Origin of the sequence: Nonomuraea sp. NPDC047529 (genome assembly GCF_040642995.1) — a bacterium.
GTDB lineage: Bacteria > Actinomycetota > Actinomycetes > Streptosporangiales > Streptosporangiaceae > Nonomuraea.
The window spans coordinates 140,545-152,663 of the sequence record NZ_JBEYTJ010000018.1; the positions used below are offsets into that span (position 1 = coordinate 140,545).

Genomic DNA, 12,119 nt, shown 5'->3' on the forward strand with positions numbered 1-12,119 from the left:
CGCTGGCTCCGGGGAGATGTGCCCTCAATGACATCACGTCCATGATCTGGGCCGGACGGGGTCAGGCGGCCGGGTCGAGGGCGGCGCGGGCCTCGCCGAGCGTGGCGCTGGTCTCGAAGTGCCGGTCGAGATTGGTGATCGTCAGAAGGTGCCGGATCATGCCCGGCCCGAGGACGAGGATCATCCGTCCGCGCAGGTCCTGGACGTGGTTGAGCGTCGCCACCAGGACGCCGAGCCCGACCGAGTCGCAGAAGGGCACCTCGGTCAGGTCCATCACCAGATTGAGCGGATCAGCCGCCGCCAGCGCCTGATCGAGCTCGGCGCGAAGCCGAGGAGCGCCCGCCACGTCGAGATCGCCGACGACGTGCAGGACGGTACAGGGGTCCTCCCGCCAAGACTTGACCACCATGGCAATTCACGTGCCCTGGCTTTACCTAGTTATGCCTATTTCTTGCAGATGTTCTCCATGGCGGTCTTGGTCGTCGGGGTGGCGCTCGGCTTGCTGGACGGTGCGTCCGGCTGCTTGAGCTTCTTGATCTTCGGCTGGTCGCTGCCGGCGATCACCTCGACGCCCTCGACGTCGGCCTGCCGCAACTCCGCGCCCGGGATGACGGACGCCACCAGGCGGGCGGCGGCCTCCTGGCCGGCGGCGTAACGCACGAGAGTCTGCTTGTGGTCCTTCTTGCCGGTGTTGCCGGGCTCGCCGGGCACCTTGAACCCGGAGGCCGCCAGCGCCGACTTGGTACGCGCCCCCAGCCCCGTGATGAGCGTGCCGTTCATGACCTTGACCGTGACGCTCTCCGGCGGGACCACCGTCTTGACCGGCGCGGGCGTGGCCGTCTTGGTCGGCGCGGGCTTGGCGAGGTCCTGGTCGGCGTCGATGCGGCGGAACATGTCGCGGGCCGCCGGACGGTCCCACAACACCGCGGACTCGCCGGTCGGGGCCTTGAAGTCGACGTTCGCGAGCGGCACGTCGGCGAACCGGACGTCCTCCAGCGAGACGTCGCGGAGCTGGGAGGCCAGCCCGATCAGCCCGTCGTCGGGATCGACCTTGACCGTGCTCAGCGTGGAGTTGACGAACGCGGCGAGCTTGGCCGGATTGGCCAGCGTGTCGGCGCTGAGCGCGCGGTTGAGCAGCGCGGAGATGACCTGCTGCTGCCGGTCGATGCGGTCGAGGTCGGAGCGGGCGGTGGCGCGGGTGCGGGCGTACCCGAGCGCCTGGGCGCCCTGGAGCTGGTGGGTGCCGGCCGGCAGGTTGAGGCCCGTCTTCGGGTCGTTGATCGGGATGGGCGTGCAGACGGTGACCCCGCCGAGCGAGTCGACCACGTCGATGAACCCGAGGATGTTCACCTCGATGTAGCGGTTGATCTCCAGCCCGGTCGCGGCCTTGACGGTCTGCATGGTGAGCTTCGGCCCGCCGTACTGGTAGGCCGAGTTGATCTTGTGGTCGCCCTTGCCGGGGACCGTCGTCCAGGTGTCGCGCGGCAGGCTCACCACGGTGACGCGCTGGTGGTCCTCCGACAGGTGGATGACCATCATCGTGTCGGTGCGCTGGCCGGACTCGCGGCCCAGCTTGAGCTGGTTCTGCTGCTGCCGGGTCAGGTCGTCGCGCTTGTCGATGCCGACCAGCAGGATGTTCTCGGCCCCCTGCGACTTGGGGGCGGTGACGCCCGCGTCGACCGTGCCGATCTGGCGCGGGGTCGCCCAGACCACGCCGGTGGTGACCAGGATGCCCGTGGACAGCACGCCCGCGACGATCACGTTGCGGCGGCGCGCCTTGGCACTCCTGACGGGCCTGCGGGGACGGGTGGCAGGGGTCAGCCTGACGCCGCCGTAGGCGTCGCCGCCCACCAGCACGCCGCCGTCCTCCTCGCCCGGTTCGCGCATGCCCTCCTCCTCGTATCCGCCGGGGACGTAGGGCTTTCGATTGCCCTTCTCCCCTGGTCGTACAGTAGCGTGAGCCCCGCCATGAAGCAGTTCCCCGACTCGCCGCACGCGCCCGCGGAGACGCGCGGCTGGCCCCCCATCTCCGTCGTCATGCCGGTCCTCAACGAGGAGCGGCACCTTCGCGAGGCCGTCGACCAGGTCCTCGCCCAGAGCTACCCCGGTGAGATCGAGGTCGTCCTCGCCGTGGGTCCGTCCCAAGACCGCACCCAGGAGGTCGCCGACGCCATCGCGGCGGCCGACCGCCGGGTGACCGTGGTGCCCAACCCGACCGGTCGCACGCCCAACGCGCTCAACGCCGCCATCGCCGCCTCACGCAACGGCATCATCGCCAGGGTCGACGGGCACGCCATGCTGCCCTCCGACTACCTGCGCGTCGCCGTCGAGACGCTGGCCGAGACCGGCGCCGACAACGTGGGCGGCGTCATGGCGGCCGAAGGCGTCACACCGTTCGAGCAGGCCGTGGCCTGCGCCATGACCTCCAAGATCGGCGTCGGCGCCGCCGCCTTCCACGTGGGCGGCACCGCGGGCCCGGCCGACACCGTCTACCTCGGCGTCTTCCGCCGGTCGGCGCTCGACCGGGTCGGCGGCTACGACGAGCACTTCCAGCGGGCCCAGGACTGGGAGATGAACCACCGCATCCGCCAGACCGGCGGGCTGGTGTGGTTCCAGCCGCGCATGCGGGTCTCCTACCGTCCGCGGCCCAACGTGAAGGCCCTGGCCAAGCAGTACTTCCACTACGGCCGCTGGCGGCGCGTGGTCGCGCGCACCCACGAGGGCACGATCAACCTGCGTTACCTGGCGCCGCCCGCCGCGGTGCTGGCCATGGCGCTGGGGCTGGTCCTGTCGCCGTTCTTCCCGCTCACGCTCGTCGTCCCCGGGGGCTACGCGCTGGCCCTCGTGGCCGGCTCGGCGGTCACCGGCAGCGGGCTCCCGGGCGCCGCCAAGCTGCGGCTGCCCCTCGTCTACGCGGCGATGCACGTCTCGTGGGGCTGGGGCTTCCTCACCAGCCCACGGAAACTGGCCAGGCCGCCACACTGATCACGAACCCGCGAAGACCCGCTCGACGGCCGCGTCGAAGCGGGTCAGCGCGTCCGGGTACTCCGGCCCGAGCAGGTAGCTCCTGAGCTTGATCCTGGCTCGGGCCAGGGTGTCCTCACCGTCCAGGAAACCGGCGAGGGCCGCGAGGTCCTCGCCGAGGAGCACCCCCGCCTCGGTGCTCGGGTAGCGCTCGTGGAAGGCGCGTTCGGGCAATCCCGCGACGTTCGTCACCGCGTACGGCTTCTCGCTGGCCAGGAAGTCGGCCACGACGCTGGAGATGTCGCTGATCAGCAGGTCGCACTCGTTGAAGCACTCGTACAGGTGCGGGCGTTCGGCGGTGACGATCAGGTGCCTGACCTCCGGCGCCCCGCCGGGGCTCGACGGATGCCTGGCCTTCGACTTCGCCAGCTCGGCCGCCTCGATCATGGACACGATCCTGCGGTGCGCCCGCGCGGCGCTCTTGTCCCGGTGGCCGGTCAGCGGGTGCGGCTTGTAGATGATCCGCAGCGGCGGGTCGTGGTCCAGCAGGGCGCGCACGATGCGCGGGCCCATGGTGATCAGCGACGTGTGGAACAGGTCGTCGTTCCAGCCCTCCCAGGTGGGGGCGTACAGGACGGTCCGGTACGGCAGCCGCGGGCCCTCGGTCGAGATGCCTTCGAGCTGCGGACGGCCGACCTCGTGGATGCTCTCGTCGCGGACGCCCACCCGGGCCCGGCGGTAACGGTCGCGCCCGGCCGGCCCGGCCACCCACACCTCGTCGTAGACCCGCGAGAACGGGTTGAACGACGCCTCCTTGTCGCTGTCGCCGTGGTTGAGGAACACGCTGCGCAGGGTCGGGATGCGCAGCATGTGGACATTGCGGCCGACGTTGGAGACGTACAGGCAGAGCTTGGCGCCGAACAGGGCGCGGAAGCTCATCAGGTCGGCCGAGGACGGGATGCACACCATCGGCAGCGTGGTCGACTCCAGGTGCCTGGCCATGCCGCGCTCGCGCAGCACGACGATGGCGCGCCTGCCGATGCGTTCGAGCGTGGGCAGCCACATCCTGGCCTGGTAGGCGGCGGCCGTCGCGCCGGAGAAGTACAGGATGACCTCGGGGTCGTAGGCCCTGACCTGCTCGCCCACGACCTCCAGCACCCGCGCCCGGTCACCGAGCGGACGGGCGCGGCGCACGTACGGGAGGAGCGCCAGCACGCCCGCCGCGCCGAGCACCAAGGCCACGCCCGCGCCGAGCGCGCCGGCCGCCGCGCCGAACGTCGCGCCGAGCACCGGCAGGGCGTCCAGACCGAGGAAGCGCAGGCCGCGATGGGCGCCCAGGAACGGGGGCGGCATCTTGGGGATGCGCAACGCGGACACGTCGAGGTTGCGGGTGGTCACCGGCATGCTGCTCAAGGTCTGCCGCAGGCGGATGGCCAGGCCCGAGTGCGCGGCCCGCGCGCCGTGCAGCGCGAACAGCCCGGCGGCCAGCGCCACGAACCACGGCGAGTCGGCCCCCGACACCCGCGCCACCAGCAGCAGCGCGGCCGTCTCCCTGGCCGCGAACCGCAGGGTGGTCCCCAGGTGCATCCGGCTGAGCAGGTCGGTCAGCCCGTCGGCCAGACGTCCGGCGGCGAGCTCCATGGCGTAGGAGACCACGGCGACCAGCCCGAACAGCAGCGGCGCCGGCCACAGCGCCGACGCCAGCAGGATGGGGTAGCAGCCGAGCAGCGCGCCGATCGCCAGCAGTCTTCTCATGCGACCGCACGGTAACAACCCGCAGGTCAAGGGCCTTCCACGCGAACGTCTACGACATGCCCGGACACGTCAGGAGATGGACCCCTTGATCGCGAAGAGCTGCTCGGCGATCCGCAGGTCGTCCGGATGGGTGACCTTGATGTTGCGCTCGCTGCCTTGGACCAGGTGGATCGGCACCTCGGGCAGGTAGCGCAGCACCACGCCGCAGTCGTCGGTGGCCGGGCGGGCGGCGAAACCCGGGTCGGCCATGGCCCGCTCGTACGCCTCGCGGATCACCGAGAGCCGGAAACACTGCGGCGTCTGGCTGCGGCGCAGCCGCGACCGGTCGAGGACCTCGCCGATGACCTCGCCGTCCGGGGCCGGCACGGCCACCAGGACCGTGTCGGAGCTCGGGATCGCCACGTTGACGGCCCGGTGGGTACGCAGCGCCGCCACGCACTCGGTGATGATCCGCGGCTCCAGAAGGGGCCGTACGGCGTCGTGCAGCAGCACGTCGCACTCCTGCGTGCCCAGCGCGCGCAACGCCCGCCACGTGCTCTCCGTACGGCTCCGGCCGCCCTCCACGATCTGGGTGACCTTGCGGTGGCCGCCGTTCGCCACGATCTCCTTCACCCGGTCGGTGAAGCCCGGCGTCATCAGCACCACGATCTCGTCGATCTCCGGCGCCTGCTCGAACACCGCGATCGAGTGCTCCAGAATCGTCCGCCCGGCTACTTCGATGAGCTGTTTGGGTATCTCATGTCCGACCCGCTGCCCCACGCCTCCCGCGAGGAGCACTCCGACCGACCGCCGCGCTGCATCCATGTCGGCAGCGTAACGGTCCTGTTCCGTGATATCGCGCCCCCCTGTCGCTACGCTGAGTCCACGCACTCCCTACCGGGAGGAGACCTGCGCTTTGCCCGACTCACTCATCCGCGAGGGCACGACCACCTCGGTGGTGCTGCTCGCCACGACCCCGGCGTGCCGGCTCTCCTGCGCCGACGGCACGCTGCTCGACCGGCTGAGCGACCAGTTCGCCGTGCTTCCCGTCCGTGACGTCCAGGTGGTGACCCCCGGTGGCGGGCTCGGCGCCGACCTGCGGGGTGTGGCCAAGATCGCCCGGGTCGCCTCGGGCACGGTCGTGGTGCTCCCCGCCGACCTCGTCGCCCACACCGAGGCGCTCGCGCTCCTGCTCGAACATCCCGCGCACGACACCGGGGCGCTCGTCTCGCACGACGACGCCGCCGCCCCGATGCGGCCGCCCGTGCGCGTCGAGTCCGGCCGGATCGTCGCGGCCGGCAGCTCGTTCCACACCGTCCCGGAGGCCAACGCGACCTTCAGGGGCGTGCTCCAGACCGGCGAGGCCGACCTGGCGTCCCTGGCCGACCTCGCCGAGGAGCTGGCCGAGCTGGCCGACCTCGGCAAGCTCGGCCCGGTGACCGCCGTCGAGGCGGTCGACCTGCTGCTGGTGGGCCTGGTCAGAGCGGGCGTACGGGTGCGCGCCGCCTCGATCGGCCCGCTGCACGCCGACCGCGTGACCGGCCAGAACGCCGCCGACAGCGCCCTGACCAGGCTCGCCGAGGTCGACGAGGCCAGGGTCAGGCTCGACACCTCGGTCAAGGAGGACGACGGCTTCTTCGCCACGTTCTTCGTCTCGACCTGGTCGCGCCACCTGATCAAGCCGGCCGTCCGCCTCAAGCTCACCCCCAACGCCGTCACCGGGGTCTCGATCGGCCTGGCCGCGCTGGCCGCCGTCTGGTTCTCGGCCGGCACCCAGCCCGGACGGGTGGCCGGGGGCGTGCTGTTCCTGATGTCGTTCGCGCTCGACTGCCTCGACGGGCAGCTCGCCCGCTACACCCGCGCGTTCTCCCCGCTCGGCGCCTGGGCCGACGGCATGGCCGACCGGCTGAAGGAGTACCTGGTCTACGTCGGGCTCGCCTTCGGCTACGGCGGGACCGCCATCTGGTACCTGGCGGCCGCCGCGATGATCGCGCAGGTCGTCCGGCACTCCGTCGACTACTCCTACGCCGGGGCGGTCGCCGACGCGGGCCGCGTCGGGGCGCTGTGGGCCAGGCCGGCCCGGTCGCTGCTGGAACCGGGCGACGCGCGGCAGGCCCACGGGGTGCTCGGGCTCGCCCGGCGGATCGAGGGCGACTCGGTCGCCCGCTGGTTCAGGAAGATCGTCGTGCTGCCCATCGGCGAGCGGACCGCGCTGATCGCCGTCACCGCCGCCGTGTGGAACGCCAGGGTGACGTTCGTGTCCCTGCTGTGCTGGGGCGGGGTCGCCGCCCTCTACCAGCTCGCCGGGCGCGTCGCGAGGTCGGCCCGGTGAGCGGCGTCCGGCACGGCGGGGCGGCCGTCCGACGGATTGCGAGGTGGGCAGCGTGATCTCCGTGCACATGACCCCCGTGCCAGAGAGCAAGGTCGTCGCCTACCGCGACGACGGGCCGCTCTCGCGCGCGATGGGCCTGCTCGTGGCCGGGCAGCTCCCGCCGCTGCCGCCGGTGATCGCCGGCACGTTCGTCACGGGCGTGCTGCTGCTGATCGGCGTGGCCGGCTCCGACGGGCTCGCGGTGTTCGCGCCCGCCGTGACGCTCCTGCTGGCCGGGCCGGGCAGCACCCACCCGCACGACGGCCGCTTCGACTGGCTCGTGCCGCCGATCCTGCGGCTCATCGAGTACAGCTTCATCGCCGCCTGCGGCTTCGCCCACGGCCTGCCGCCCGTGCTGACGTTCCTGCTGCTCGGCGCGCTCGCCTTCCACCACTACGACCTGGTCTACCGGCTGCGCCAGCGCGTCTACCCGCCGCCCTGGCTCTCGACGCTCGGCCTCGGCTGGGACGGCCGGATGATGGCGGTCTCGCTGGCCGCCCTGGCCGGCTGGATGACCGCCGGGTACGTGCTGCTGACCCTCTACCTGTGGGCGTTGTTCGGCTGGGAGAGCATCACGTGCTGGGTGGCCGCGCCCCGCTCGGGCGTCGAGGCGAGCGAGATGGGAACGCAAGACTAACGCCGGATTACCCGCGAAGGGGCCAAAGGCAACTAACCTTTGGGCACACGTAGTCATGCTCGACCGAGGAGTGCACGTTGCTGGGAATGGTTCTGGCCGCCGGGGCCGGACGACGCCTGCGGCCGTACACCGACACGCTGCCCAAGGCGCTCGTGCCGGTTGACGGCGAAACCACGATCATGGACATCTCGCTGCGCAACCTGGCAGAGGTGGACCTGCGGGAGGTCGTGGTCGTCGTCGGTTACGCGGCGCAGGCCGTGCACGAGCGCAAGGAGGAGCTGGAGCGGCGCCACGGCGTCAAGCTCACCCTCGTGCACAACGACAAGGCCGAGGAGTGGAACAACGCCTATTCCCTCTGGTGCGCCCGCGACTACTTCGCCCAGGGCGTGCTGCTGGTCAACGGCGACACCGTCCACCCCGTCTCGGTGGAGAAGACGCTGCTGGCCGCCCCCGAGACCAGCGACCTGCTGCTCGCGGTCGACAACGTCAAGAAGCTGGCCGACGAAGAGATGAAGGTGACCCTCTCCCCGGAGGGCTCGCTGCGCCGCATCACCAAGCTGATGGACCCGGCCGAGGCGTACGGCGAGTACATCGGCGCCACGCTCATCAGGCCCGGCGCGGCCGAGCGGCTGGCCGACGCGCTCAAGGCGACGTTCGAGCGCGACCCCCAGCTCTACTACGAGGACGGTTACCAGGAGATGGTCGAGCGCGGCGAGGCCGTCCACGTCGCGCCCATCGGCGAGGTCGACTGGGTCGAGGTGGACAACCACGACGACCTGGCCAAGGCTCGCACCATAGCCGTTCGCTACTAGAGGGAGCGCGCATGCCGCTTCTAGCGAGGATGCTGCCGGCGCCCCTGACCATGGAGGTCAGGCGCGGCGCCGTCGCAGAGCTCGGCGCCCTGCTGGCCGACAGCCGTGTGGCGACCTCCGGCCGCGTGGCCGTGGCGGTCGGGCCCGGCCAGGGCGATCACATCGAGAGCCTGATCGCGCCCACGCTCGGCGAGGCCGAGGTGTTCAGGGTGAGCGACGGGTCGGTCGAGGCGGCCGTCTCGCTCGGCGCCGACCTGCGCAAGGGCGCCTACGAGGTCGTCGTCGGGGTCGGCGGCGGCAAGACGATCGACGCGACCAAGTACGCCGCCTCGCTCGCGGGCATCCCGATGGTGGCCGTGGCCACCAACCTCTCCCACGACGGCATCTGCTCGCCCACCGCCTCCCTGGTGTACGAGGGGGGCAAGGGCACGTTCGGCGTGCCGATGCCGCTGGCCATCCTGGTCGACCTCGACTTCGTGCACAACGCGCCCAAGTCGCTGGTCAGGGCCGGCATCGGCGACGTCGTCAGCAACCTGTCGGCGATCGAGGACTGGCAGCTCGGCAGCGTCGAGCGCGGCGAGCCCATCGACGGCCTGGCCTGCTCGATGTCCCGCACCGCCGCCGAGGCGCTGGTCGGCCGGAGCGACGGCATCGAGTCCGACGCGTTCCTGACCGTCCTGGCCGAGTCGCTCATCCTTTCCGGCATGTCGATGGTCGTCGCGGGGTCGTCGCGGCCCGCGAGCGGTGGAGATCATGAGATCCTTCATGCCGTGGATCAGCTCTTCCCCGGCACCTCCAACCACGGCGAGCTCGCCGGCATCGGTGCCGCCTTCTGCTTCTTCCTGCGGGAGGACGCCGCCAGGGTGACCCAGGTGGTCGACTGCCTGCGCCGGCACGAGCTCCCGGTCGTGCCCGCCGACATCGGGCTGACCGGCGAGCAGTTCGCCGAGGTCATCGCGCTGGCGCCGTCGACCCGTCCCGGCCGTTACACGATCCTGGAGCACCTGCGCATGCAGGACTCCGAGATCCGCGATCGGGTGGGGGACTATGTCCGGGCCTTCGGTAGCTGAGCTGCGGCGGGTCGCCCAGCCAGAGGGCCATCTCGACCGCAGGAACGGCGAACACTGGGCGGGCGTGCTCTACATGCGCCGCCTGTCCATCTACGTCACCTGGCTGACGAGCAAGACGTCGGTCACGCCCAACCAGCTCACCTGGGTGATGACGGTCGCCGGGGTCGCGGCGGGCTTCGTGCTGGCCCTGCCGGGGCTGTGGGCGGCCGTGCTGGCCGCCCTGCTGGTCCAGGTCTACCTGCTGCTCGACTGCTCCGACGGCGAGCTGGCCCGCTGGACGGGCAAGACGTCGCTGGCCGGGGTCTACCTCGACCGCGTCGGGGCCTACTTCACCGAGGCCGCCGTGCTGGCCGGGCTCGGCTGGCGGGCCTCGGCCGTCCTGCCCGACTGGTACACCGTGCTCGGCTTCGCCGCCGCGCTCGGCGCGATCCTCATCAAGGCCGAGACCGACCTGGTGGAGGTGGCGAGGGCCAAGGGCGGGCTGGGCGCCTCCTCCGAGGCGTCGGCGGTGCAGTTCCGTTCAGGGCTGCTCGGTCTGGGCAGGAGAATCCTGGCGGCGACGAAGTTCCATCGGATCATGCAGCCGATCGAGCTGTCCCTGCTCGCGGTGGCGGCCGCGGTGATCGACCTGGCGACCGGCACGCTCGGGGCCTCCCGCGTGCTCATCGTGGCCTGCGTGATCGCCGCTGCGCTGCAGACCGTGCTCCATCTGATCAGCATTATGGCGTCGAGGCGGCTTGGGTGATCTCATGTCGGAACCGGAGGAGCTTCCCGTCCGTCGTATTGATCGGACGTTCGCTGTTCGGTGGGGGTTCACCATCGGTTCCGATACGCTTAGCTCCACCATTGTCAACAAGATGCAGACCAGCAGACTCGGTGATCATGAAAGTATGCTCCGCTCGTGTCCTCAACGCGTCAGGACGATGACCCGTTGAAGATTTCGTGCGTCATCCTCACCATGGGCAACCGGGTCGCGGAGCTGAACCGGGCCGTCGAGTCCGCGCTCAACCAGATCGACGGCGACGTCGAAGTGGTGATCGTGGGCAACGGCGCCGACGTGCCCCAGGTGCCGGCGACGCCACCCGAGGGCTCGGCCGCGGTCGTGAAGACGATCCGGCTCGACCACAACACCGGCATTCCCGCCGGCCGTAACCGCGGCGTCGAGGAGTGCTCCGGCGACGTCGTGCTGTTCCTCGACGACGACGGCTGGTACGCCAACCAGAAGGTCGTCGCCCACGTGCGCGACCGGTTCGCCACCGAGCCCGACCTCGCGGTGATCTCCTTCCGGGTGATGGACCCCGAGGGCGGCGTCGGCCAGCGGCGGCACGTGCCCCGGCTGCGTGCGGGCGATCCGCAGCGCTCCTCGCCGGTCACCACGTTCCTGGGCGGCGCCTCGGCCGTGCGGCGTTCGGCCTTCCTCCAGGTCGGCGGCCTGCCGGAGAAGTTCTTCTACGCGCACGAGGAGACCGACCTGGCCTGGCGCCTGCTGGGCGAGGGCTACCGGATCGAGTACGACGCCGAGACCGTCATGTACCACCCGCAGGTCCCGCCGACCCGCCATGCGCAGTTCTACCGGCTCAACGCCCGTAACCGCGTCTGGCTGGCCCGTCGTAACCTGCCGTGGCCGCTGGCGTTCCTCTACCTGACCAACTGGGTGGTGCTCACCCTGATCCGCGAGCGCCGTTCGGGGGTCGCGATCAAGGCGTGGTTCTCCGGCTTCTTCGAGGGGTTGCGCACGCCCGCGGGCGAGCGGCGTGCCATGGCCTGGCGCACCGCCTGGCGCATGGTCAAGCTCGGCCGTCCGCCGATCGTCTAGACCGCCTCCGCCTCGCCGAAGGTCATCGAGGCCCGGGAGACGGTCGAGGCGAACAGCGCCCGCTTGGGCAGCCCCAGCTCGCTGAGTTCCTTGGCGATCGGGTGGTTGCCCAGGCGGATCAGCGCGCCGCCCGGCCGCACGCGGGCGCCCTCGGCGCGTACGGACCACGGGATGCGCCGGGTGACGCCCTCCAGATGGGTGAAGGCGTCGAGCGGCGCCATGGCGGCCGGCGCCGGCACCCCGGGCCTGATCAGCAGGTCGAGCACGAGCCTGCCGTCCTTGCGCAGCACACACCGCTTGTACGGAGACCCGAGCCGCAGCTCGATGTCGGCCAGCTCCTTGGGGAAGCCCCAGATCGTCCGCCCCGCCTCCAGCGTGAACCGCTGGTCGACGGGCAGCCAGTGGACGAAGACGCCCGCGCCGCGCAGGTCGCCGAGCCCGATCTTGCCCGCCGTCCCCGGCCGCCGGATCAGGAAGGCCATCCCGAACTCGTGGTAGGCGTCGAGGTCGCCCCTGCGGTAGTCGACGAACAGCAGCACGCACACGGCCTTGCCGGGCAACACCTCGGCCACGTCGAGGCCGGAGTAGGCGATCACGGCCCGCGCCGCGTCGGCCCGCACCGCGTAGAAGGCGCTGCAGACCTCCGCGTCCTCCACTCGCACAGGCATGCCCACCGTCCGGCCCTGGATCAGATGCGATGCCATGGGTCCAGTAC

The 12,119-nt window shown here is 71.2% G+C and carries 12 protein-coding genes; 7 read left to right on the forward strand and 5 right to left on the reverse strand.

Annotation, left to right across the window (positions count from 1 at the left end; all coding sequences use genetic code 11):
- Positions 1 to 61 precede the first annotated feature (61 nt).
- Together ABZ815_RS27225 and ABZ815_RS27230 are read right to left on the reverse strand one after the other, a co-directional pair.
- On the reverse strand, positions 62 to 409 hold the full coding sequence (locus tag ABZ815_RS27225; RefSeq protein WP_357702635.1) for an STAS domain-containing protein: 348 nt from the start codon (positions 407 to 409) through the stop codon (positions 62 to 64).
- A 35-nt stretch (positions 410 to 444) separates the two neighbouring features.
- Positions 445 to 1,887 carry an LCP family protein gene (locus tag ABZ815_RS27230; protein WP_357702637.1) on the reverse strand — a complete coding sequence of 481 codons (1,443 nt, stop codon included), beginning with the start codon at positions 1,885 to 1,887 and terminating at the stop codon, positions 445 to 447.
- A gap of 81 nt (positions 1,888 to 1,968) precedes the next feature.
- Between ABZ815_RS27230 and ABZ815_RS27235 the strand changes: the two genes are divergently transcribed.
- Positions 1,969 to 2,985 carry a glycosyltransferase family 2 protein gene (locus tag ABZ815_RS27235; protein WP_357702639.1) on the forward strand — a complete coding sequence of 339 codons (1,017 nt, stop codon included), beginning with the start codon at positions 1,969 to 1,971 and terminating at the stop codon, positions 2,983 to 2,985.
- Here ABZ815_RS27235 and ABZ815_RS27240 read toward each other — a convergent pair whose 3' ends face one another.
- Positions 2,986 to 4,719 carry a CDP-glycerol glycerophosphotransferase family protein gene (locus ABZ815_RS27240; RefSeq protein ID WP_357702641.1) on the reverse strand — a complete coding sequence of 578 codons (1,734 nt, stop codon included), beginning with the start codon at positions 4,717 to 4,719 and terminating at the stop codon, positions 2,986 to 2,988.
- A gap of 69 nt (positions 4,720 to 4,788) precedes the next feature.
- On the reverse strand, positions 4,789 to 5,523 hold the full coding sequence (locus tag ABZ815_RS27245; RefSeq protein WP_357702643.1) for an IspD/TarI family cytidylyltransferase: 735 nt from the start codon (positions 5,521 to 5,523) through the stop codon (positions 4,789 to 4,791).
- Between the two features lie 91 nt (positions 5,524 to 5,614).
- Between ABZ815_RS27245 and ABZ815_RS27250 the strand changes: the two genes are divergently transcribed.
- The 6 genes from ABZ815_RS27250 (at position 5,615) to ABZ815_RS27275 (ending at position 11,404) form a co-directional block, all read left to right on the forward strand.
- Positions 5,615 to 7,030, forward strand: coding sequence for a CDP-alcohol phosphatidyltransferase family protein (locus ABZ815_RS27250; RefSeq protein ID WP_357702645.1), 1,416 nt, complete (start codon positions 5,615 to 5,617; stop codon positions 7,028 to 7,030).
- 52 nt (positions 7,031 to 7,082) lie between these two features.
- On the forward strand, positions 7,083 to 7,706 hold the full coding sequence (locus ABZ815_RS27255) for a DUF5941 domain-containing protein (RefSeq protein WP_357702646.1): 624 nt from the start codon (positions 7,083 to 7,085) through the stop codon (positions 7,704 to 7,706).
- Positions 7,707 to 7,783: 77 nt separating this feature from the next.
- Positions 7,784 to 8,518, forward strand: a complete 735-nt coding sequence (locus tag ABZ815_RS27260; RefSeq protein ID WP_357702648.1) for a phosphocholine cytidylyltransferase family protein — start codon at positions 7,784 to 7,786, stop codon at positions 8,516 to 8,518.
- A gap of 29 nt (positions 8,519 to 8,547) precedes the next feature.
- Entirely contained in the window at positions 8,548 to 9,588 is a 1,041-nt protein-coding gene (locus ABZ815_RS27265) for an iron-containing alcohol dehydrogenase family protein (RefSeq protein ID WP_357702733.1), read from the forward strand.
- Positions 9,566 to 10,333, forward strand: a complete 768-nt coding sequence (locus tag ABZ815_RS27270) for a CDP-alcohol phosphatidyltransferase family protein (RefSeq protein ID WP_357702650.1) — start codon at positions 9,566 to 9,568, stop codon at positions 10,331 to 10,333. The genes ABZ815_RS27265 and ABZ815_RS27270 overlap by 23 nt, the downstream gene beginning before the upstream one ends.
- A 186-nt stretch (positions 10,334 to 10,519) precedes the next feature.
- Positions 10,520 to 11,404, forward strand: a complete 885-nt coding sequence (locus ABZ815_RS27275) for a glycosyltransferase (protein ID WP_357702652.1) — start codon at positions 10,520 to 10,522, stop codon at positions 11,402 to 11,404.
- Here the strand turns inward: ABZ815_RS27275 and ABZ815_RS27280 are convergent.
- Positions 11,401 to 12,108 (reverse strand): acetoacetate decarboxylase family protein, encoded by a 708-nt coding sequence (locus ABZ815_RS27280; protein WP_357702654.1) that lies wholly within the window; start codon positions 12,106 to 12,108, stop codon positions 11,401 to 11,403. The genes ABZ815_RS27275 and ABZ815_RS27280 overlap by 4 nt on opposite strands.
- Positions 12,109 to 12,119 lie beyond the last annotated feature (11 nt).